Source organism: Exiguobacterium profundum (assembly GCF_001909285.1).
In the GTDB taxonomy this organism is placed as follows: domain Bacteria; phylum Bacillota; class Bacilli; order Exiguobacteriales; family Exiguobacteriaceae; genus Exiguobacterium; species Exiguobacterium profundum.
The window spans coordinates 2,440,826-2,464,625 of the sequence record NZ_MRSV01000001.1; the positions used below are offsets into that span (position 1 = coordinate 2,440,826).

22 protein-coding genes are annotated in these 23,800 nt (G+C 39.9%); 10 read left to right on the plus strand and 12 right to left on the minus strand.

Features of this window, described 5'->3' with window-relative positions:
• Positions 1–5: 5 nt before the first annotated feature.
• The 4 genes from BBB58_RS12600 to BBB58_RS12615 are packed head-to-tail and all read right to left on the minus strand — an operon-like array spanning position 6 to position 2,860.
• Positions 6–470 (minus strand): DUF4825 domain-containing protein, encoded by a 465-nt coding sequence (locus tag BBB58_RS12600; protein WP_074037556.1) that lies wholly within the window; start codon positions 468–470, stop codon positions 6–8.
• Positions 471–482: 12 nt separating this feature from the next.
• Complete coding sequence (locus BBB58_RS12605; protein ID WP_074037557.1) at positions 483–1,613, minus strand: ABC transporter permease subunit; 1,131 nt, start codon at positions 1,611–1,613, stop codon at positions 483–485.
• The gene (locus BBB58_RS12610; RefSeq protein WP_074037559.1) at positions 1,603–2,484 is read right to left on the minus strand and encodes an ABC transporter ATP-binding protein; all 882 of its coding nucleotides are present in this window, start codon (positions 2,482–2,484) and stop codon (positions 1,603–1,605) included. The genes BBB58_RS12605 and BBB58_RS12610 overlap by 11 nt, the downstream gene beginning before the upstream one ends.
• Entirely contained in the window at positions 2,471–2,860 is a 390-nt protein-coding gene (locus BBB58_RS12615; protein WP_074037561.1) for a GntR family transcriptional regulator, read from the minus strand. Before BBB58_RS12615 ends, BBB58_RS12610 begins: the two co-directional genes overlap by 14 nt.
• A gap of 180 nt (positions 2,861–3,040) precedes the next feature.
• On the opposite strand from BBB58_RS12615, the gene BBB58_RS12620 reads away from it, so the two are divergent.
• The 5 genes from BBB58_RS12620 to BBB58_RS12640 all read left to right on the plus strand — a co-directional run bounded on the left by BBB58_RS12620 (position 3,041) and on the right by BBB58_RS12640 (position 5,661).
• Positions 3,041–3,808 (plus strand): hypothetical protein, encoded by a 768-nt coding sequence (locus BBB58_RS12620; protein WP_074037562.1) that lies wholly within the window; start codon positions 3,041–3,043, stop codon positions 3,806–3,808.
• Positions 3,809–3,912: 104 nt separating this feature from the next.
• Positions 3,913–4,323 carry a MarR family winged helix-turn-helix transcriptional regulator gene (locus BBB58_RS12625; protein ID WP_074037564.1) on the plus strand — a complete coding sequence of 137 codons (411 nt, stop codon included), beginning with the start codon at positions 3,913–3,915 and terminating at the stop codon, positions 4,321–4,323.
• A gap of 23 nt (positions 4,324–4,346) precedes the next feature.
• Positions 4,347–4,985: a nitroreductase family protein gene (locus BBB58_RS12630; protein ID WP_031421356.1), complete on the plus strand. Its 639-nt coding sequence runs from the start codon at positions 4,347–4,349 to the stop codon at positions 4,983–4,985.
• A 27-nt stretch (positions 4,986–5,012) separates the two neighbouring features.
• Complete coding sequence (locus BBB58_RS12635) at positions 5,013–5,297, plus strand: putative quinol monooxygenase (protein ID WP_074037565.1); 285 nt, start codon at positions 5,013–5,015, stop codon at positions 5,295–5,297.
• A 1-nt stretch (position 5,298) separates the two neighbouring features.
• Positions 5,299–5,661: a DUF1304 domain-containing protein gene (locus tag BBB58_RS12640; RefSeq protein WP_074037567.1), complete on the plus strand. Its 363-nt coding sequence runs from the start codon at positions 5,299–5,301 to the stop codon at positions 5,659–5,661.
• A gap of 169 nt (positions 5,662–5,830) precedes the next feature.
• On the opposite strand, the gene BBB58_RS12645 is transcribed toward BBB58_RS12640, so the two are convergent.
• Positions 5,831–6,310, minus strand: coding sequence for a YxiG family protein (locus tag BBB58_RS12645; RefSeq protein ID WP_074037569.1), 480 nt, complete (start codon positions 6,308–6,310; stop codon positions 5,831–5,833).
• A 15-nt stretch (positions 6,311–6,325) separates the two neighbouring features.
• Positions 6,326–7,177, minus strand: a complete 852-nt coding sequence (locus BBB58_RS12650; protein ID WP_074037570.1) for an SAR2788 family putative toxin — start codon at positions 7,175–7,177, stop codon at positions 6,326–6,328.
• 274 nt (positions 7,178–7,451) lie between these two features.
• Here BBB58_RS12650 and BBB58_RS12655 point away from each other — a divergent pair, with 274 nt between their 5' ends.
• Both BBB58_RS12655 and BBB58_RS12660 read left to right on the plus strand, forming a co-directional pair.
• Complete coding sequence (locus BBB58_RS12655) at positions 7,452–7,883, plus strand: helix-turn-helix transcriptional regulator (protein ID WP_074037572.1); 432 nt, start codon at positions 7,452–7,454, stop codon at positions 7,881–7,883.
• 242 nt (positions 7,884–8,125) lie between these two features.
• A complete protein-coding gene (locus BBB58_RS12660) occupies positions 8,126–9,019 on the plus strand; it encodes a S8 family peptidase (protein ID WP_084543102.1) in 894 nt (297 codons plus the stop codon).
• A 491-nt stretch (positions 9,020–9,510) separates the two neighbouring features.
• Here BBB58_RS12660 and BBB58_RS12665 read toward each other — a convergent pair whose 3' ends face one another.
• From BBB58_RS12665 to BBB58_RS12680, 4 genes are all read right to left on the minus strand, one after another.
• Positions 9,511–11,049, minus strand: coding sequence for a hypothetical protein (locus tag BBB58_RS12665; RefSeq protein ID WP_074037576.1), 1,539 nt, complete (start codon positions 11,047–11,049; stop codon positions 9,511–9,513).
• Between the two features lie 140 nt (positions 11,050–11,189).
• Positions 11,190–11,435, minus strand: coding sequence for a hypothetical protein (locus BBB58_RS12670; protein ID WP_074037577.1), 246 nt, complete (start codon positions 11,433–11,435; stop codon positions 11,190–11,192).
• Positions 11,436–11,480: 45 nt separating this feature from the next.
• Positions 11,481–13,844 (minus strand): DEAD/DEAH box helicase family protein, encoded by a 2,364-nt coding sequence (locus BBB58_RS12675; protein ID WP_074037579.1) that lies wholly within the window; start codon positions 13,842–13,844, stop codon positions 11,481–11,483.
• Positions 13,837–14,163: a nucleoside triphosphate pyrophosphohydrolase gene (locus BBB58_RS12680; protein ID WP_031421338.1), complete on the minus strand. Its 327-nt coding sequence runs from the start codon at positions 14,161–14,163 to the stop codon at positions 13,837–13,839. Before BBB58_RS12680 ends, BBB58_RS12675 begins: the two co-directional genes overlap by 8 nt.
• A gap of 184 nt (positions 14,164–14,347) precedes the next feature.
• Between BBB58_RS12680 and dptF the strand changes: the two genes are divergently transcribed.
• The 3 genes from dptF to dptH are packed head-to-tail and all read left to right on the plus strand — an operon-like array spanning position 14,348 to position 23,223.
• Positions 14,348–16,672, plus strand: a complete 2,325-nt coding sequence (gene dptF / locus BBB58_RS12685) for a DNA phosphorothioation-dependent restriction protein DptF (RefSeq protein WP_074037580.1) — start codon at positions 14,348–14,350, stop codon at positions 16,670–16,672.
• A 1-nt stretch (position 16,673) separates the two neighbouring features.
• Entirely contained in the window at positions 16,674–18,065 is a 1,392-nt protein-coding gene (dptG, locus tag BBB58_RS12690; protein WP_074037582.1) for a DNA phosphorothioation-dependent restriction protein DptG, read from the plus strand.
• Positions 18,046–23,223: a DNA phosphorothioation-dependent restriction protein DptH gene (gene dptH, locus BBB58_RS12695; RefSeq protein ID WP_074037583.1), complete on the plus strand. Its 5,178-nt coding sequence runs from the start codon at positions 18,046–18,048 to the stop codon at positions 23,221–23,223. The genes dptG and dptH overlap by 20 nt, the downstream gene beginning before the upstream one ends.
• 79 nt (positions 23,224–23,302) lie before the next feature.
• Here dptH and BBB58_RS12700 read toward each other — a convergent pair whose 3' ends face one another.
• Both BBB58_RS12700 and BBB58_RS15070 read right to left on the minus strand, forming a co-directional pair.
• The gene (locus BBB58_RS12700) at positions 23,303–23,548 is read right to left on the minus strand and encodes a 3-ketosteroid-delta-1-dehydrogenase (protein ID WP_244150748.1); all 246 of its coding nucleotides are present in this window, start codon (positions 23,546–23,548) and stop codon (positions 23,303–23,305) included.
• 28 nt (positions 23,549–23,576) lie between these two features.
• Positions 23,577–23,762 (minus strand): hypothetical protein, encoded by a 186-nt coding sequence (locus tag BBB58_RS15070; protein WP_143180253.1) that lies wholly within the window; start codon positions 23,760–23,762, stop codon positions 23,577–23,579.
• Between the last annotated feature and the right edge of the window lie 38 nt (positions 23,763–23,800).

Genomic DNA, 23,800 nt, shown 5'->3' on the forward strand with positions numbered 1-23,800 from the left:
CGCTGTCATACCCGCCTAAAATAGGCATCTTTCGAATCCAGTTTTTCAAGCTTCTGATTCATGAGTTGTTGCAATTCTTTTTCATGATGAATATTTGAGAAGTCAGTCCCGAACCATGCCTCCATTTCAGGTCGAGAGAAGGCATAGGTCCGGTTCGGGAAAGCAAAACGGACGATTTCGGCGTTCGGGATGAGGGTGAAATAGGCAGCCGCATTCCGAATCGCCAGATGTTCTTGTTCCGCTCGTTCCATACCCGGGTCTTCGTAACGGACGGTCAACCCATAAGGACGCTTCTTCGTCTGCAGTTCGACCGATCGATAGCATTCATGTAGCGGCAAACTTCCGGCAATGCCGACGACGGCTGCATTGTCCCCGACTTTCGCCCCTTTGTATTCAAAGGCGTCCGGTTCCGGGTTCATACATCCTGCCAGTGAAATGACGAGTACGAGCAACAGACAGAAGCGTTTCATAGGTGTCCCTCCTTACGATTTGAGTCTCAAGTTGAAGCGATAAAGCAAACGCTTAGCGAGTAAGTGTGCTAAGAACGCTCCGATCACAAAGCCTACGATGTATAACATACTGTTCGCTTGATACGTGAATGTCGTGAACACAATTCCTGTGAACATCGCGATACATCCAACGATGATAATGTGGACGAGCCATAACCAGTTGTTGAACATGAAGAAACGACCGTTGTTTTCTTGCGGTGCACGATTGTACATCCAAGCTCCTAACCATAATGACAAGACAATAAAGACGATAGACGATGGAATGCTAATCGTGACGAACTCTTGCCAATACTGATCGGATCGAATGTATTCATATAAAGATAAATTCATCAAGTTACCGAGTGGTGAGATGGCTTGAATAAATACACTTTCATAAGCTGAATCGATTAACCAACCCAACGCATCACCTCGACCAGTCAGCGAGTAAGCTGATCCTTGAATCAATGCGAGAATTCCTAACGGGAAAATCAAGGCGACAAACGACCACACTGATTGAGAAATCGATTCCCCACCGAACGATCCCATCCATAAAGCCAACGAGAATAACGAGATCCCAATCAAGGCGATATACAGGACGATCACGATCGATTTAAATACGGTCCCTTCTAATAAGAAGGAATAACGGGAAGTGGCGACCAATGCAAACATCGCGATACTTCCTAACAGCGTGGACATGATAATCCCACTTGCCCCCAACACCCATTTTGATATGTACAGCTGGGTGCGGGTGAAGGGGAGCGACATCGAAAAGTCCGACATTTGACTGTTTCGTTCGGCACCAATGAGCGACGTGGCCATGAGCGCACTAAACACGACGAATAAGAATACAACTGGTCCTACCGGAATGACATCACCTATGTCACCAAGATAGAAAGCTAAACTCGAATCAGGGTCGAAGAAGGACTCAACCGTCAGGCGATCTCGTTCTTCAAACGGGATCCCGTAATCTACAGAATTCGCTCGTGCATCTTTAATCTGCTCATCAAACTGTTCGAATTGTGTCCAAGCCGGCACAGTGAAGGCGACGACTCCTAAGAAGACGAGCAGCATCCAAAGCAACGACACTTGCTTCCAATCTTTCTTTAACAATACTTTAGACAACATGGGCTTCTCCTCCTAACTGGACACGGAAGACGTCTTCAAGAGACATCGGAATCTCTTCGATGAGCATCGGATTATATGAATCGATGAACGTTTCGAGCTCTTCCGTCCGTTCTTTCGCCATGAACAGCACGACACGTCCCGTCACGCTAATGATTTCGATATCTTTTCGTTCGAGCAGTTCGACCGGGACATGGTCGTTGAAGACGACTTGCCACTTGATGCTGAGGGCACGTGCCTCTTCGAGTGACAAGATCGCTTTGACACGTCCATTCTCAATCATGATGATGCGGTCAGCGATGCGTTCGAGTTCATGGAGTTGGTGACTTGAGACGATGATTGAGCAGTTCCGATTCTCGACTTGGGCAATCATCAGTTTTAACACATCGGATTTGGCGACGACATCAAGTCCGTCCGTCGGTTCGTCGAGCAGGTAGTACTTCGCTTGGACGGCGAAGGCGAGTGATAACGTCACGAGTGCCTTTTGTCCTTTAGAAAGCTGGCGGATCTTTTTGTTGTCGATGTTGTATCGTGTCAATGTCTCACGGAAGACGGTACGGTTGAAGGATGGATAGATCGATTCATACAGGTCCGTCGCCTCGTTCACCGTATAATTTTTGAGCGCATCGGCTGAATCCGGTACGAAGATGACGTCACGCTTCAATCCCGCATCTTTAAAGATACTTTTCGAACCATAGAGCACGTCGCCCATATCTGGGCGAATGATGCCGACCATCGTGCGGAGAAGCGTTGTCTTACCGGCACCGTTACGTCCGACGAGCGCAATAATTTCTCCAGATTCGACCGTAAAGTCGATGCCATCGAGTATCGTTTGACGGTCAATTTTTTTACTTAACTGTTCAACTTTCAGCATTGGATTTCCCTACTTTCTCATATTCCGTTCGCAATACGTCAATGGCTTCGTCTAACGGCACGTTCGCATAGTGGCAATCGATCGCAATCTTTTTGATCGAGGCGATGACCGGCTCACGTGCCGCATCATCGTCCACCCAGTCCTCGGAGACGAACGTCCCACGTCCACGTCGCATCTCGAGCAGCCCGAGCCGTTCCAACTCCTGATACGCCTTACTGACCGTATTCGGATTGATGACGAGATCGGTGGCGAGTTCACGCACGGACATCACCTTATCTCCTGGTCGTAAAATTCCACGGATAACAAGTTCTTTCGTTTGATTGACGATTTGCTCGTATAGCGGTTCTGAACTTTTCATATCGATTTTGTATAACATGGGTCACACCCTCTCATAATCAATGTTACTCTTTAAGTGTATTATATGTATTAGTACACGCAATTACAATAGTTCTTTGAGGGCACTTTTAGTTTACAGCGAAATGGAAATGATTTGAATAAGACTTTGGACCGAGGTATTCTCCTTCAATATCAGGTAGATTGAACGAGAGGTGACGAAATGATTAAAAAACGATTACTGGCAGGTATGGCCGGTGGGTTTCTTGCTGGCGGCCTCTTCGTATATACGACGCTTGAAAAGTCAGAGGCACGGGAGACTTATACCGCGTATGTGAAGGAAACGTACAACGAACAAGCCGATATCGAACTGTCTCGCGACTGGCATATGGGCGGTTATATCGGGGAAATGACATTGACGAAAGAACCATTCGTTGGAACTTACTATCTTGAAACGTATGGTGACGGCTCCATCCACGATAACGTGCTCGAGACGTATTGGGAACGCGAGGCAGAGCGGACGATTCACGAGCGACTCGTGTCGCAAGGAATCATAAAAGAAGAAGAGACCGTCCGTGCGGAAGTACCGACCGGAGTGTCCGATGATGCGCAAGCAAAAGTCAGCCCGACCCCGACGTCCATCTATGAAACGAATCCGAAGACGTATCTCGACGTCTCGATCATGTTTCATGAAGACTGGAACAATACGGACGAACAGAAACAACGGATTCTCGACGTCATGCGCGTAGTGGAATCCGATGTCTATTGGATTCACTTCTCGTTCGACGGAAAGCCTGGAGGAAATGACGATTACACAGAACGGTACATGATGTTCACGCGCAAAGCGTCTGACATCGACCCGTCCTTCCTCGACGTGCGGACGATTGAGGACTTGAATGCCTACGACCGAATGTATGGATTCGACGAGACGACATTCACGACAGAATATCGATTTGATGGCACCCCTATCGAAGAGGAGACGACACAATAATCCGGTGTCGTCTTTTTCGAGCGTTTGACTTTACAGGCAATCCAAAACGTTGTATCGTTTGACAAGTCAACGATTGATAAGTCAATTGAGAAAGGTGGGACGCAATGGACCTACGTGAAATCAGCCGATTACTTTACCAAATCAAGTTGGCGGAACAAAACGTCGCATCGTCGTTCGAACGGGAGACGGGCTTCAGCCTGACCCGCTACGAGATGTTACAAGTCGTCAAAGAACGAGGCGTTTGTTCGCAACGCGTGATTAAAGAAGAGATGAAAATCGACAATGCCGCCATCACCCGACATTTGAAAATCCTTGAAGAGAAAGGGTATGTCGTCAGAGAGCGAAACGCGGAGAACCATCGCGAGATGTTCGTCCGTGTGACAGAGAAAGCAGAGCAAGACCTCGGGCACTGCGAACGAGACGAACAGACCAACCACCTCGTCTTACAAGCCTTGTCCGCTGAAGAGATTCAACACTTATCCGGACTGCTTCAAAAATTGAACAGTCACACCTAAACAGAGAAAGAAGGAATTCACCAATGGCAACTACATTCGAAAACAATACATTTACAGACGTTATGTTCGGTCGTAAATCAATCCGTGTCTATGACGAGAACGTGAAAATCTCACAAGAAGAAATGCTCGAGATGATTCAAGAAGCAACGACTGCCCCATCATCGGTCAACATGCAACCATGGCGCTTCGTCGTCGTCGAGAGCCCAGAAGCGAAAGAGACGCTCAAACCACTCATCCGTTTCAACACACGTCAAAACGACACGTCTTCTGCGATGCTCCTCATCTTCGGAGACATGGAGTGCTACGAGTACGGCGAACAAATCTACGATCAAGCGGTCGCAGAAGGCAAAATGCCACAAGAAGTGCGTGACCAACAGCTCGGCGCAATCATCCCTTACTACAAAAACCTCTCGAAACAAGAGATGAACGACATCGTGAAAATCGATGCGAGTCTTGCAGCGATGCAATTCATGCTCACAGCCCGTGCACACGGCTATGACACGAACCCAATCGGTGGTTTCGAGAAAGACCAGCTTGCAGAAGCGTTCGGTCTCGATAAAGATCGCTACGTACCAGTCATGATCTTGTCTGTAGGGAAAGCAGCAGAAGAAGGTTACGAATCAGTCCGTCTTGACGCTCAAACGGTCACATCGTTCAAATAATTCACCACACAATCGGAGGAATCAACCATGATCTTAGTCAACGCCACATTCGATATCCAAGCATCACAACGCGAGAACTTCTTGCGTGACATCCAAGTCTTGATCGACTCATCAAAACAAGAAGCGGGCTGCGTCGGATATGACCTATACGAGTCAACGTCTGTCGAGAACCGTTTCGTCATGATCGAGAACTGGGAAGACCAAGCCGCTCTCGAGCAGCACAACCAAAACCAGGTCCTCATCAACTTCGCACAAAACGTGGCGAACTACGTGTCTGCAAAACCAGTCGTACAAGTAGCAGCGGTCAACTAATATGTCGACGCTCACCCTTGTGTTCGGAACGCTTGTCGCCATCGAATTCTTCTATATCTTCTATTTAGAGACGATTGCGACGGCATCCTCGTCGACGTCACGCGTCTTCCGTATGTCGAAAGACGAGCTAACGAGAGACTCGGTGTCGGTTTTGTTCAAAAATCAAGGCGTCTATAACGGATTGATTGGGGTCGGACTCTTGTACGGACTCTATCTTTCCCCCAACCCGGTCGAGATTGTCACCATGATTCTGCTCTATATCATTCTCGTTGCCCTATATGGCAGTATCACGAGTGACAAGAAGATTATCCTGACACAAGGTGGGCTTGCCATCTTGACGTTGATCTCGATGGTGATCTTATGACAGAAAAAGCGTCCGACCTGAGAAATGGTCGGACGCTTTTTTATTGAGTGTCATCGTTCCAGTACAATGGAAAGATTCTTGATAACAACAGTTTCGACAGGTATTTCTTCAAGAAAAGGTAGATAGCCATCATTAGTAGACATCCGTTCCTTGTATGACTGGAAAAGTATTAAGTAATTCTTAAACTATCGCTCGTTTGAATCAAGTCTTCAAAAGTCTCGTCATTGATTTCAATGACATTGCATTCGATAAAGAAATGATCTTTGTTGTTCACTTGAAAATATAAGTTAGTCTTTGATGTTATTTCTTCAATCGCTGTTAATTCAGAATCTAAGCTCTTAATTTTTATGTGTGCAAATCCATTTGGGTGATAACCAATCTCGCTGACGAAAGAACTATCATCTTTCTCACGGTTGTTAAGTCTATACGTTTCATAAGGATCTTCATTATAAACGACTTCTTCTTGATAAACATAGTATGAAAGAACCTCTTTGAAAGAAACTCGTGTTTTTAATATAGATTGCTGTTTTACACTTTCTACCAAGAGTGTAATCGTCTCATTGAAGTAATCGATATCTAACTTTGCAATTTCCCAACCGTTGACCAAGAATTCTAAAGACTCATTCATTTTGATTTCGTTCTCATTCATTTTCCCTTACCTCATTCACTTTTTAAATTTTTTTATAAGCGAAATAATGGTTGATGGAGATGACTCTTGCAATGTAATGTGAGTTTCAGAAGCGTTATTCGAAAAGTTACCGGCTCGGTTTAACGCCTTGTTACCGACAGACATTCTCCAATATGCTTCTTTACGCCCACCGGATCCAGCTTCCATTAATCGAATAACAATTTCTTGCTTCTTATTTGGTATCGTAATTACCTTACCTTTACCATTTTTAGCATCTTTAACTACTCCACCATACGCTTTTGTAATTTGTGAAACTCCTAAATCAATCATAGCCTGCATAGCGACTTTTTTACCGTAATGCTTAATCACGTATTGCAGACCAGCTCTAAGAATAAGCGGGATTAGAGCCGGAAGTACAGATGCAGAAGCTTCAATCGTATTTACAGAAAATGTTTCACCACTATTTAAGCTCCTGATTTCCCCCTCGAAGTTCTCCCCTTCGATTCTATTGATTTCTACAGTATAAACTTCTTTAATACTATTTTCAGTATCATTTGAAGAGATAGTAGCCTTAATCTCTAAATCCTCTTCATTAAAAATAATATTCGATTCAATACTTTGATTATCGATTTCAATATTCGAATTTACTAGGACATCTTGAGAACCTGACGTTAATAATTTCATGTCCAAATTTTCATCATTCAACCCTAACTCTTCTTGAACATCAATATCTTCTGTAGAAGACGGATTACTCTGGATTTCTTGAACTTTTTCTTCGATTATATTTATCTCTGATTTTTTTGAATCTGATGCCGAAACGTTGGAACCACTGATTACTGAACTAAATATTAATGTAATTACAATTAATTTTGTTATTAAACTTCTCATAATATATCCCCCTGTTTTCTAAAATCGAATAACCCAAATAAATAATCGTACTGATTTGTTTGACAAAATAAGAAAAGAAAATAGCAGTGACTATTTCCAATAAAATTACTCCCTCCCCCATCTTTATTCAATGTATTTATCTTACAAATCATATAATCATTCTGAACTATACTAGCTTTTCAAAAAAGAAACTATCGGTTCCTCATTGGTTTTTTTAATGTAAACTAATAGTGGCATTGTTGTCGTATCAGTCTTTTAAGGGGTGTAAAGAGTTATGAACTGTAAATTGAAAAAGAGATTAAAACAGTTACGATTAGAAAATAAATATTCACAACAGCAAATTGCTGACAAACTTAACATCACCAGGCAAGCAGTATCCAAATGGGAAAATGGTAAATCTATACCAGATATTGAAAATTTGAAATTACTTTGTGAAATCTATAACGTTTCTTTAGACAATATTCTTGAAAATTCAGTTCTTACTGAAGAGAAAATAAACGTCCGAAAAAATAGTGTTCGATCTGAGATGAGACACTGTGCATTGGTTTTGACCATTGTCGCAAGTTACTTTCTTGCGCCTTTCGGATTTATCACGTTGGCAGCAGTACTTTTTTTTATGAAAAGAACAGACGAACATCGTTTATTACTTACGTTTTTATCCTTAATGGCTTTAATTAAAAATATCCACTCTACTTATTATATCTAGTGTTTAAAATAACTATCTTCTCTTACTTTTTCATGAATCTCATCGTACGAACTGATAGTTGGTAAAACACGTTATCAAATTGTGTAGTAGCCTTGGTATATTCAGATTCTTTAAATTAAGAATGAAACAAACAATTATCAAAAAAATATAAAGAAGTAATTTAAGAAAAGAAAGACTCAATATAAACTTTAAAATAGCGTTTTTTATTCAGTATTAAGTTTTACTCAGAAAGGAAAATCAATATGATCAAACTAAAAATATGCACTCTAGCAGTAGTAGTTTTGATTTCAACAATCGTAACAGGGAGTGATCGTTCAACGAATATCAAGCAAGGAATGGAGTGTGAACAAAATTGGACGCATTGTGCTCTTTCGTTAACTAAAAACAAATTATCATCCTCTAAACAACCAATTAAGATTGCGATAATGGATACAGGAATCAATAGTGATATTACTCAATTACATAAGTACGTTATCAAACAGTATAATACGCTAGATAGTTCTTCGAATACTTCAGCTATACATCCTCACGGAACTATGATTGCAAGTATCATCGCCGCTACCTCTTTTGAAAATTCAAAGATTGGAATCAACGAGAATATACATTTGTATGATGTTCAAACCTTAGATGACCAAGCAAACGGAGAACTTGATAATACAGTTAGAGGAATTGATTGGGCTATAAAACAAAACGTAGATATCATTAACATGAGCTACGGTTTTTCCCATCATGATAAATCTTTAGAGAATGCTATTAAGAGGGCCCACGATGCCGGAATCATAATCTTAGCAGCTGCTGGTAATACACTCGGTTTATCGACAGATTACCCCGCCCGCTATGAAGAAGTACTATCTATTTCTGCTATTGATAAAAATAAATCAATCTATGCATATGCCGCTAAAGGAAAAGTCGATTTTGTAGCACCAGGAGTGGAAGTGCCTGTTCTAAACCTAGACGGTAAAATCGAATCTCAATCAGGAACATCTTTTTCAACCGCATATGCCACTGCTGTTGTTTCCTTATTACTCAACAATGAAGAAAGAAAAAACTTAATAGCAAAATTAGAGCAAAACTCTATAAATTTAGGTCCAATTAATCAGTATGGAAATGGATTGATTCAATACATCGAAAATTAAAAACACTTTATAGTGCGTTTAAAAATATTTAGATGATTATTATCTAACTTGCATTTAATCAGAGTATCGTGACTTATTATTTTTTTAAATGCTATTCAACAGAAAATCATCACCTCAAACAATGAATGGTTCTCTGTTTTACTTTTTACAGTGGATTCAGTACTAATTTGTATAGAAAATCGAAATGTTCTTTCGTCTTGTACAAATAAAATATTTTTTCATAGTAAACGAGATTTCTTTACAACTTTAATTTGTTTGCGCAAGTCACAATTTCACCTATAAATTGAATAAAATATAGTTCTTTGAAGTAGATTATGACTGCTTAGTCAAGCTCATCTATAAGATTATTTAAAATCCAGACTCTAATTACAATTCATTCAACTAAAGTAATGAGCGACTATGTATACACGTTCCCCCTCTTCACAGTTAATTGTTCATCATATCGATTTCATCAAAAAAACCGCCCTGACCGAAGTCAGAGCGGAGTCCTATTATAAGGCGAAAATCGCAGCAGATACACCGACGACACCAACGAGCGCCATCGCATATACCGGCACACGTGGCATTTCGCCATTGTTGTCGAGCGCTTTCCCGAACATGTAGAAGACGATTGGGTGCACGAGGAACGGCATCGAGAAGATGAGCGGGATGAGAAGCGAGGCTTCCGTCCCGAACATTCCACCTTGAACCGCTGCGAACAAGCCGAAGTGCGAGATCGCTGACGATTGTGCCATCGTCGTGTAGTCGAATGCGATCGTGCTGAACGTCAAGATGACGAGACCACCGAAGACGGCCATCATCTGCCACCCGAACGAGAACTGCATAAGGGCTTTGACTTCTTTGAAGTCTTCCCCGTTCGCCGCGCGTAAGTTTTTCAACGCGAGCGCAGTGAGTACGAGACCGACCAAGACGATGATGGCTGTCGGCCAAATCCAGAGAGCACCGTTGTCGGCACTGACCGCGAGGATGGAGAAGACGAAGATATGTCCGAAGAACGGGATGTTGATCATGATTGGCGCACGTTTCGCTGCTACTTGACCGAAGTCACCAGCCGTACACGCTCCTGTAAGACCACTGTGTGAAAGTGAACCTGCCATACCTGGTGCGAGGTTACGGATGTGACCCGTGCGAGCGAACCACATGATGAGTGCGATTCCACCGAACATCCAGAACAACTGACCGAAGAAACCGTACACGAGAATCGAATTCATGCCTTCGATTGCGAACGCGTCACCGATTCTTGAACCCCCGACCATGAAGTTGGCAGCCAAGACGACCGGAATCCCTGCGAAGAGAAGCGCGCGGACAGTCGGTCCATACGTCCAGTTATGGAAGATGGCACCGAGTGCTGACGAAATCAACATCGCGAAGAAGATTTGCGGAAGTGCGATAATTGGCTGAATCGCTGTCGCAATCAAGAACGAAACGAACAAGATGACAAGCAAGAGAACTGTCTCGATAAGACCTTTTTGCATGTATACTTTCTTGTCCTGAATTTGTGCTTTATGGTCGATGAGTAAGAACGACACGGCAAGACCGAGGAGTGCGAGGATTGGGTAGTAAAGCGCAATCCCTTCTGCCGTACCTGGCTCGATTGCCATACGGAAGAACCCTTCCAAACCGACGAGCAAGAAGAACGAACGAAGGATGAAGATGAACTGCGTACGTCCTGTCCCGAGGAACATTTCCTCTTTGGCAGGAATGACGATGTCCTCCATGTCGAGCTCTTGTTTACTCAAGATTTTACGAAGTTCTTGTCCGCCGACGAAGAATGAAACGACTAACGCAATGATCGTCGTCCGTGACAAGAAGTCGACGAGCGGGAATTCAGGAAGACCCGGCGTCGCGATACCGAGCTCGACCATACCGAATCCGAGACCGAGACCGAAGATGACGATGACGAGGATCGGTGAGAAGCGCGTCCCAGCCACGACCATACGAGATAAAATGACCATTGGAATGACGAAGGCCATAAGCAACCAGAATTGGTTGATGAGTTGCATTTGAGATAATTGCTGTACAAGTTCCATTGACTAACCCCTAACATAATTTTTAGCACACAATATCGAAGTGTACAGGAATGAACATTGTGTGACAATAGGGTGTGATGTTTTGTAAACATTGAAAGCGGAACCAAGTGAAATTGGTCCCGCTTTCGTTAGTTATTGGATTATCTAAGACCCCAAATGCCTTTATTTCCCGTGGAATAAAAGAGGTCTTCTTTTCCGGTAAAGCTCGCCGAATCACTGGAATGCGCACGAATCTGTTTATTGATGTGCCCTTTCCAATCTTTATATCGATCGAGTTCGAGTTGATAGTATGATTTTTCGACATACGCATAAATGTCTTTTAAAGATGCTGTCCCACCGTGGTGTTGGAGGGCGAATTGGATTTTACGTAGTAACAGGCGTTTCACCTTATCCCCACCTCTCTAATTTTTCATTCAACATCACTAAATCAATCAATCTGATGATCGTTGTGCTTTCCGACTGAAGTAGTAATGTAAGCGAACTTCTACAATCTGGCTCACCCATTCATAAACTACCGGATTGCGGAGCGCTTCATTGAATTCGATATGTAGGCTTTCATTTTCTACATAAAACGGTCCTTTGGCAATTTTATCGAATGGCATCCGCAACAACAATTTTTCAATCCGTTGTTGATGGAAAGGTTGCTGAAAGTCTTTTGTCTTTCCATCAATCTGTTGACGATAAGGTACGCTCGTCAAGTAATCATAAAACGGATAAGCGGAATCAGATGCTTTCAAAGGAGTGTACCACATTTGTTCTCCCCGCTCTAACATGACGGATAATACAACCATCTTATAACTTGTTGTCATTCTTGTATCCTCCACTTCGTACAAAAGAGGATACATATTTTCAAAAACACTTAACTCACTGTCTGTTAACTCACCAATCTTCTTTAAAAAGCCGAAGAAGCCACCAAAGTGCTTCCTTTCGGATTGATAAGCTTCCAATGAATATTCGCCTCGTTGGATTAGTTCTAGGTAGGTCGGTCGTCTCCCTAGTTCTTCCTTCACCATGAAATAATTTCGTTCTAATAATTGATGTCGTGTCGAAGGACGAGTCATCATTTTCTTCAAAAGATCGACAGTCTCTAAATCAAATTCGATTGTACACGAAGTAGGTAAGTTATTTGATGTTGGAACCTTCTTCAGTGAATCTGGACCGCCTGTCGTCAATAACGCCAGTTTCTTATCAATGTTTTTATAGTTCCCAATCAAATCGATAATCGTACAATGTGTCTTTCCTTTTGATAGACGTAGTCCTCGTCCGATTTGCTGGGTGAACACTGTCAATGATTCAGTCGGACGACAGAACAATAGCGTATCGATTTCAGGAATATCTACACCTTCATTAAATAGATTCACTGAAAAAATGATGTCCAATTGTCCTTGCTTTAATTGGGTAATTACTTCCGTTCGATCATAATCGGCCTGACTATGAAGTGCTACCGCTTGTACTCCTTGCCTCCTGAAATAATCAGCCAAATATTCAGCTTGTATAACGGAAGAACAAAAGCCGAGTGCTCTCGATTGATGATGCTCTGACCAAGCTCTATAAATCTTCTCAGCAACACTTTCTTTTAACTGTTCTGCCAATAACTCTTCTTGATCGTAACGACGTCCATTGATCAGACGAATCTGAGAGTAGTCGATTTCATCATAGATTCCAACGTAATGAAACGGGGTTAAAAACGATTCTTCAATCGCTTCCGTAAAGTGCATCTGGAAGGCGACGTTATCATCACAAAGTGCATATACGTCTCCTCCGTCTAAACGGTCAGGCGTTGCAGTCAAACCGAGTAAGAACTTCGGTTGAAAATAATCTAGCACCCGACGGTAGGAAGGAGCAGCCGAATGATGGAACTCATCCACGATTATCAAATCGAATTGCTCCGGGTCATATTGCTCCATTCTTTGTTTCGAAGCTAACGTTTGAATCGAGGCGAACACGACGTCAGCAGTATCTTGATTTCTTGATTCACCACCGAGTAGTAACCCGGTCTTCCAGTCGGTCGCCACATTGAGGAATGACTTTTCTGCTTGTAACAAAAGTTCTCTTTGATGTGCGACGAAAAGGACACGTTTGAATTGTCGTGCAAAGAATGCACTCAAATACGTTTTCCCTAATCCTGTCGCCAAGACGAGCATCGCTTTTTTCCGACCTTCCGCCATCGTTTCTCGGAGTGCCAATAACGCTGCGTCTTGGACAGACGTCGGGGTAATCGAATCATCTTCTATGTAGACGGGAGAATGTTCAGCGACCTCCAATTCTTTCGTTCGATCCTTTCGCGCTTCATACTCTTCGCGATAAGGCTGTAACGAGACTGGATTCATTATTTGCGCATATTCACTATAAAATAATTCATGGAACGCAGCGACTGACTCTTCAAACACTTCCTCTGATACATTCGAAGGAATTTCAACATTCCATTCGACACCATGATTTAACGCACTATGCGACAAATTCGAGGAACCTACAAAAAACGTACCGCTTTCTATTGTACGGAACAAATATGCCTTTGGATGGAACGACCTCCCTTTTGAGCGGTATAGCCGGAGCTCAACATTCGGTATTTGGAATAACATATCCAATGCATCAGGATCGGTGAGGTACAGATAGTCTCCTAACAAGATTCTGATTTGAGCGCCACGTTCACTCGCTTTTCTTAAAGAAGCCGATAATTCCTTCACTCCCGACACTTGAGCAAACGCGACGACCATATAAATTTCAGTCGCCGCGTCTATGTGTTCTTGTAAAGGGATGCCAAGATTGCTCGTATGGAGTCGTAAATCACTCATGATCGAGGACCTCTTCTAAAAATAGACCTTTTTCAAAACCGCCACGTATTTTGCGTTTCTCTTCACGTATGCGGTTCAATTCATCGAAGTCTGCCCCATGCATATTTCCGAGTGTATAGACCAACTCCAAAATGTCAGCTAACTCTTCAAGAGACTCTTCATCAATGTTCGTTTCTTCATACTCTTTGATTTCTTCGTAAAGTTTCAATCGTGATTGCTCGAAGTGTTCGGCTTGAGTAAGTTGCTTCACAATCGGGATTTTTCCTGATTCGTGAATGATTTCAGGGATGTTGTCTCTTACTAATTTGTTATAAATCATGTCATATCTCCTCTCAATCATCTATTTACATTTTAGTAAATGCATAGGTATAAATCACTCTAAGAATAACACCCGAAACTTTTTTAGTTATGGTTTCCATTAAATGATCAGAATCGATGATTATGATTCTATATTTTGTTACAATGTTTGTAAAATATCATGTTGAGTAGGAAGGAAATTAACAATGAATACCCAAAAGAATTGGTCATTTTTAGTTACAAATCTAGTACCGGATGAAGATACCAAATTCACTTACGATGAATTTAGTAAGTGGATGACTGATTCACCCACAGAGGCCATGGTTTACTTAGATGGTATTTTTCAATCTTTAACTTTGAAGCGAATGTATATGTTAGCTAAAAAAACCGGGCGTCCCGCTCTCTCGGAACGATACTTTGCTCGACATGTTATCAAACATGGTTGGCAAAAACTTAAAGTTGAACTTAACGCTTCTATGAAAGAATTGAAGTGGGCCCACCGTTACATAGAAATAAGTGATTTATATACAAAACGTAACTTATTGAAAACAGAGACAATGGAGGCATTCGAAAAATTAATTGCACTAACAGAAGTATTTCTACAAGAATCTGAAGAGTCCTTTGATGACTCTTTCAAAGAGAATATGACTGATGCTATTGTTGAAACTTCAGATGTATTCATGATGCCCCCTAATTCTCTATACGAATCCGATAGTGTACAAAAACAGCAAACTTCTGAGGAATTTTATATGGAAAATGATTTTTCAGCAAAAAATGAAGAAGAGGAAATGAATGAAGAAATCGAAATGGATGAGTCGGTTCATGAACATATTGATGAACCATCCCAACCATCAACTGAATTGGAAACTAGTATTTTATTAGAACGTTTACGAATGCTCCAGTCATCTTCTAAAGAGTCAGTCGTTAACGCTGACAGCTTTGGTTTGTTTCGAGAGTATATGCACATCAATCGTCCGATTCAAAACTCTCTTCTTGAAACATTAGAAAAAGTTAATGCGGAATCAACTCCTCAACTGATTTTATTGAGCGGTAGTGTTGGGGACGGGAAAAGTCATTTGCTCGCTTATGTAAAAGAAAAATATCCGGACTTGGTCACTAACGTTAGGATTCATAACGATTCAACCGAGTCATTTGATCCATCTAAGAGTTCGATCGAAACTTTAGATAATGTCATGTCATCTTTCTACAGACAAGACTCAAATACAAAACATCTATTGATTGCCATCAACCTAGGTGTACTACACAATTTCTATAGTTTTGCCGAGTCTGAAAACCGATATGACTCACTCAGAAAGTTTATCGATGCATCAGACATTTTTGGACATGGAGAGCATATCGTCTACTCTTTAGATTCTATCCATCTATTGAATATCGCAGGTTTTCAAACATATAGTGTCGGTGAAGAAGGAGCCCACTCTTTCTTTTTCACTAGCATTCTCGAGAAAATCGTTTCTGAATCAAATGAAAACCCGTTTTATACTGCATATCTAGAAGATACAAATCATGGTCATCGCTCTATTGTGCATGACAACTATGATTTCTTATCTAATCCATCTGTACGTGAATCTGTTGTCAATGTAATCATTCAAGCCATGGTAAAAGAAAAACTCATTATTTCTACTCGTGCATTTTACAATTTTATTTTCGATATCTTAGTTCCATCAGACTTAAATCTCGACCGTGAGAGACCGGAAGCAGCATTACCAAATCTGATTTTTGGTCATCCTGATCGCTCTAATATTCTAAGTTCATTACATCAAAATGATCCGATTTCATTCCGTATTCCATACTTTGATGAATTAATCACCAAGTATGTGCTGTCACAGCATCCTCAAGAAATTGCTAAGAATGAATTAAAAGAGATTGGAGACGTATATAGTTTCATACATCATACACCAGAAAACGAAAGTAAACTAAATACTTTGGGAGCATTTCTAGTGCGTAGCTACTCACTCCTAAATCCAAAAGAAGTCGATCAGTCCTATATGAATTTTTTACAATATGTAAAGGCGTACTACCTTGGTGATGGTGAGAATATCGAATCGTTATTTGAACTCATTCGTAGTGTCATTTATTTATGGAAAGGATCTCCGCGAGAAAATTATCTCTTTGTTGACAGCACGAATAATGAATATCGCGTGGCATATCCATTCCAAGCGGAAGAAATCGTAGACCAACGCCTCTTTGACAGTGCTGAAACTAAAGATGATGCTTTTTATCGCTTCAGTCCATTTATACGAATCGGTTTTGACGTAAATGGGAAGGAGATTCTTTTTGATCTTGACTATAAATTGTATAACTTACTGGTAAAAATACAGCATGGATATAGGCCAAATCGTAATGACTTAAGAGATGCTGTGCAGTTTATTGACTTTTATGATGAACTCATCCGGTATACAGATAAATCAAAATCAATTCTTCTAGTCTCCACTCATGATCGCTCGATGGTGGAACTATCTAAACCAAAGTTCAGCAAATCAAAATTCGAAGTTAGAAAGGTGAAGCAGTAATATGATAAATACTCAAGATGTAAAAAATTTCGAATTAGACTGGGAACTTCTCGAGTCATTTCTGATTCAAAATAAAGGCTATCGTTATTCACGTAGAAAAAATACATTTGTATTACCTTTACCTACACGTGAACCGGAACGATCAAAGTTCGAAAGCGGCTTCTGGCCAATAACTGGCGGTATCGTGAGATTGTTATCTAATGAACCGCTCATTCCTGAACATCCTAAGTTGGACGAGAATCACATCCTGTCGATTGGAAAATTTGATTCCGAAGAAACGAGTGAATGGTTCAAATATTTTATCAAGAGTCAGCAACGTAAAATCGAAGAAATAGAGATTTCTAGTTTGTCGCAACTTCCTCTACTCACATTAAGTGAGAAAAAAGAGAGGAATGGTCAAATCGATTTCATTAACTATGTCTATGGCACGTTGATTGAAGGAAATGAAGAATTTCTTTCACCACTGTTTTTAGATGAAAACAATGATGATCTTCTGACACAAATTTTTCGAAGTTCTCGCTCGACGAATAAGTCTACATTCAATAGTCCTTATTCATGTTTGTTCCCACGTTTAAAAGAACAATTTAAAGAAGATTTGATTCATTTATCCAGAAATCCAAGATTCTTCTTAGACAATTTAAATCATCTATTCATTCAATATACGTTTATCTTGATGTCCCAGACTGTTCTTCAAACTAATCGATTTACAAAATTTGATAATGACAAACTCATTCCGCTCTATTTTTTAATGGAATGGGAAAAGGCAGCCCGCTGGCGTACAAGTTATACGAACGGCTATCGATTGTTAAAAGAACAGGTGAAGGATTTTTACAAACATGAGCATGCACTGAATATCGTTTCTCAAACACCAGCATTTCAGTCACAAAAAAACTTATATTATCATCATATTGATGAATTATTAACTACAGCTGGTGAGGATTCAAAGAAAAATTATATTCAATCACTCTATCATTGGATGAATAATTTCTATACGCAGTATAAAGGTATCGAAACCCCACAATACAATGCTGATAGCACGTTAGATGAAGCCTTTAGAGACTTAGCCGAAGCAATCTCAATTGGATTGAATAAAGAGTTAAAGTCTCGATATCCTGCCGCACTTGACGTCTTTCTATTAAAATTCTATAGAAAACATGGTGGTTCACTTGGCTCATTACTTGCCGTAAATCAAGAACAATTATTGACTCTTATAGCTTGCTCAATTAAACAGGACAAGATTGAATTGAATAGGCTTTGGATTGAACTTGAATTAAGAGGACTATTCTTTGATCATCACTCAAAAGAAGAAATTGTTGGGCTATTGGATAAACTAAACTATTTGGAAAAGAAAAGTGATAGCGGGGATGCACAGTATGTCAAATCAATTTTATGAATTTATCACACAACAATTATTACAATTCTTTAAACATGAGATTCAACAAAATAGAACAGATCGTTATTACGTCTATCTTCCGACAAAACAAGATGTAAAAGAAATGTATGATGCACTTTCAGGTTTAAGCGTTTCTGAAACCTTCACATATAAACATCCATTCGGAAAAGAAAATTATGTGACCAACTCACTTAACTTTTCTACAGGAAAATTAGTAATAGCAAGTTCGCTTGATACAGATATTGATTATCTCGTTACTCTGAGAAATGAAATGAGTGAACAAAGCGGACAATGGTCTAATACTTCCTTAATGATTCTGACTGATAATTTAAATGACTCTATCCGAGGTGGAAGTATCGACTTGACTTCTGAAGGTCGTCCATTGCACATTAGCAAAATCATTCAACATTTAGATCAACAATTGGCAAGTAGTGATTTATCGAAATCTGAACAAATGATTATCGCCGATTATTTAAAACGTCGTAATCAACAAAAACAGATTACGAATGGTTCATTTCTAGATTTCATCGATATTTTAGGTCTTTTACACAAAGATACGCTTGATTCGGATGACTATACCTCATTACAGTACTTTCAAGATGGCGACCTAAGTTCGCTTATTCGTGAACGAGATGAAAAAAATGTTGGGTCAGCTTCATGGAAAAAGATAAACCGACAAATCGAGAATCGCTTATCAGAAAATCACGAATTATTCGAAGATGTAGAACGTTACTTCACGTTAGGAAACACTCGTGAAAAACTAGAAGAGCGATTTGATAACGGGGCCACAAAATTAAAAGAGGATACTTGGCAACAAGCTGATTACACTGTATTGAAAGAATGGGAAGAGAAAGCAAAATCAAATCGAGATATTCAATTCATATCCGAAAAAATGATTGCAAAAACAGACGGCTCTAAATTACCAACTTCACATTTTTGGAAACGCCCACAGTCTGAAACTAAATCAGGTCAAAGAACTTGGCACATCATCGTCTTTTCTACACAAGAAGCAGACACAGTTCAAATCCATCTTCCTTTTGACCGTTTTACGTCGAAGCAATTTTTGGACAATAAAAGTGCAAAATCAACCGTAAGTTCTGGACATTCTCTTATTACTACGATTGAAAATAATTCCACCCAAGTTACTTTCTCACGGGTACGCTACAAACATGAAGGCCAGACTTCCACTACTTATTTATTTAATATTGCAGTTGTTCCACTGTCGCCTGAGTTTTTAAATCCATATCAATCACGATATTTGATTGATACGACACCTAAAAATCAACAAGCGATTCGCTTAATACTTGATGGCCATCATTTAGTTGAACTCGGGGACGGTTCGGGACAAATAAATGATGTTGTTGTTGGTTCATCAGAAGCGATTAAGATTGGACATAATGATGTCATCACTCTTCCTTTAAATACTCTTGATGAAGGAGAATCTCGCGTTCGATTCTCTGTAATGATTGATGAAGTTGAGGTCCCACTAGCTATTAAAGACGAGATGTTAAAAACTACTCCTTTAGATGGTGTTAGTATTTGGACGAGAAAGAGAAAAGATGAAACATCATTTTTAATCGACTCAGATTATAAAACTATCCATAATGGTCAACGCACTTACTCTACCAAATCAATAGACCGAAACTTCTTTAAAATGGAACAAGATTGGTTAGATGATCATGTACGGTATGCAAAGCAACTTTCCGATGATACTTTCGAGAGCATACCTTTAGAGTTACCAAGCGCTGTAGAAACGAGTTATGATTTATTTTTAAACACGGTTAAGAGTAAGGGAACAATCCCTTCACTCATGTATTACGATGACCAAGTACAGTCAGCTGCCTTTGATTTTATAAACAACTACCTGTCTGAAATTGAAAAAATTAAAGCTCAGTCTTTAATGACTGTACAACAACGGAACCTATACCGTTTAGGACAAATGGAAACGATTGATGGTTTGTTATTAACCCCATTCTCACCGTTGAACATTGCTTATCAATGGCAAGTGAACTCGGATTTAGGTTCTGAAGATATCGATTCGAATATTTTAAAAAAATTAAAAGCGAGCTATACTTTGCCTTATGCGTTTAATGTACATGAAATGCTACTGAAGCCAACGGATTATTCTCCATTACCTGAATGGCATGAATACGTGATTAGAGAAAAAGTAAGCATAGGTGAAACAAACTCTTACTTAGCAAAAGTTGTAGAAGAGAAAATGACCCACTTTGCTGATCATTACGACTATCTATTCTCAATACAAAATTCGGCTCCGCTCTGTATCAATGTTATCAATGTCACAAATGATGAAGAAATTTTAAAAGGAATTATTTCTTGGTTCAAAAATCAAATTTCTTCGAAAGGTGTTCTCGAAAACATCAAACCACTTGAGGTGTCTTTATATCTACCAAACGCTTCTGGTTTAAGTGCTTTTGATACATTAAACGAGATAGAGACTGCTGAACAATTAAAAGAGGAATTCGGTATCGACTTATCTATTGATGACTTCGAAATAGATGATGTTTTACATGTTCTTCAACAGTCTATTCTTTATCGAAAGTTAGACTTAGAGGAACCAATCCTCTATTCTCATATTTCATTTTATAAAATGGGAAATGAATCGAGAATCGTTACACAACCGATGCGTGATTTATCAAATAGCATGAACTTAGACGGTTTATTCACTACCGTATCATCGGTTCAAAGTGATGATACCGGATACCGCGTTGGATTCGGTACAAAAGGAGCCGACATTAACAGAAGTCTTATGACAAAATTCGGCTCACTTTATAATGAACTTACAGCCAACATGAAAGACGGTGGACACAGTTCTTATATGAAAGATGTTTCATTGACAATGCACATCGATGTTGCTGATAAAGACGAACTCGAAAAAATTTATAGCGCCTCACATTGGGTAACGTTTATTGATCCACCAGTCGGATTAGATTTCTTTAAATCGTCTTCAGACAATTTGATCATTGTACATTACAGCGACCAATATTCATCAACAAATGGATATGATGCCATCACTGTAACTGACAAATCAAAACAATATTTTAATGTGATTGAGGAATTTGTTAATTCTCAGGGTGTGACATCTACGCAAGAACAGATAGAAGAAACAATTCGTGCTTTCAACACGTTTAACGGAGAATGGTTACTTCGAGCTGTCCAAGGAAGAGGATACGATAAACGAGAAAAGATGAGTATTGTTTCAGCAATTAAAGAAACACTATTGCTTTTTAATGAAGAAAACACGATTTGGGTACCAATTTCTATGGAAGAAGTCGTGCGTGTTACAGGCAATGTGAAACTTAGTAAACGTGCTGGTCTATTTTCAGGAAAGACAATTGGTCGAAAAGGAAATTGCAGCGATGATTTATTGATGATTGGACTAGAAATAGATCAAACACAATTAAAGGTACATTTATTCCCGGTAGAAGTTAAAATCGGAATAAATGACAACAGCGTCATCTCAAAAGGTATTTCACAAATCACAGAATTGAAAGCTCGACTAAATGACCATCTACTCGATTTAACTACTTTTGACGCTAAATTCTTACGAAATTATTTTGTTAGACTCTTCATCAACAATGCAAAAAAAATGCAAGAAAATGAAATTTGGCCTAGTAAAGATTTTCGTTTAAGTGCAGAGCTAATCGATCGGTTGATGAACGATGATTTTAAAATCGTTGATGAAAAAAGAGCAAAATTCGGAAATGGTGTTCTTGTCTCATTTAAAAAGCATTCAGAGTCTGTACGTCACTCCAGAAGTCAAGGTGTCGTAATACTAGAGTTACCTGAACAACACGGTTATGAAGCACTTACTCAGTCTTTAGATTCACTTGAATCTTCCAAAAAGGAAAAATCTTTAGCTCCAACTTTCAAAAATGAAGCCTTTGCTTCACCTGCTGATTCGACAGAACAACAAAAATCAACAGATGAACTAGAGGACAGAAGGAACTTACCTGAAGACGAAAATCATACTGTTGTTGAACCTGATTTAAAGATTGCCCCACTCACTCAGCCTAACCTTGAACTTGTAACTCCAAACGTTGTTAGTCTAGAACAGGTTAGATTGCATCTAGGTAGTGAATTGAATCAAGACTATTATTGGGAATACGGGCATCCACGACTATCCAATCGACATCTCCTAATCGGTGGTCGATCCGGTCAAGGAAAAACCTATTTCGTACAGTCTCTTCTATTGCAGTTGGTCGAACAAAATCAATCCGCATTGGTGATTGATTATTCGAATAGTTACACACTAAGCCAGCTCGATGAAACATTTGTAAATCGAATGGGCGAAAAATTGACAGAACGCATTGTGTATCATGAATCTTTCCCTTTAAACCCTTTTAAACGGAGAGAAAAAGAAATAAGTGGTCGGAAAGAGCCTGAAAAAATTGTTGAAGTTGCCAGAAGAGTAGCTGCAGTTTTTGCCTCTGTATATAGAGGTTTAGGCGATCAACAGAAAAATGCGATTTATATGGCAACTAAAAATGGTATTGAAAAATACGGAGAAGACATGCGAATGGAACTTCTCATTGAAGAACTTGAAAATCTAGAAACATCATCAAAATCAACAATCCAGTCTGTCATTAGTCGACTAACCCAGATGGTTGACATGGATCCGTTTGACTATGAATCGGATAATGACTGGAGTAAAATTTTTGAGAGTAACGGGGTTACCGTTATTCAACTTGAAGGATATGACCAAGACGAGATTAAAAAATTGCTGGCAGAGTTCATCCTTTGGGACCTATGGTACTACTCACTATCAGGATCTAAAGATAAGCCGATGCCTGTTATTTTAGATGAGGCACAAAACTTATCTTTCCGTGATGATTCTCCATCGGCAAAAATTCTTCGAGAAGGTCGCAAATTTGGCTGGTCAGCTTGGTTCGCCACACAGTCATTTAGTAACTTCGACAAAGAAGAACTTGCTATCTTAGACAATGCGGGTACTAAAATCTACTTCGCGCCTGCCGATAGCGAATTAAAAGTAATTGCAAATCGCATTGGTACCATATCTTTAGATGATTTGCGTAGTTTGAAAAAAGCTCACTGTCTCGCTGTTGGACAATTCAAAATTAGTGATGCGGAATTGAGTAATCAAGAATTTCATCATGTTCAAGTTCCACCAATGAAATGAAAAAACACGCGTCAAATTTTTGGCGCGTGTTTTTCATTTTTTGATTTAAGTACTATTTTAATTATACGTATGCAGAATTTTATTTTTTCCCTTTATATTCTGAAGAATTGAAATCATGACCAAAAGCTTCCTTCCACAAATCATACGTCTTAAATAATTCTCTTTCACCATTTTTGCAGAGATGAACATAAGTAAAGTTATAAGGATTTCCTTTTGCTACTCTTACGTAGCCATTTTTCTTAGATATAATTTTTCCTGATAATGAAATGAAGTATAAATCTTCAAATCCTTTTGCTCGAACACTCCTAGTCAGTTCATTTTCCAAAATACAACCTCCTCCATCAATAGTATATTTAGTCTACTTCAAACGCCTTCACATACGCTACATGATCCAACATCACAATCAACTCGTCCTCAAACTGTACGAATCCATCGCTCGCATGTCGAAACGCTTGAAAGATCGACTCCAATGCCTCATATCGCGTATCCGCCTCCACCATATACGTCAGCACTTCTTCGTTAAGTGAACTACTCGCCACTTATTTGCTTCGCAAATTGAAGGGGGAGCTTCTTGGGA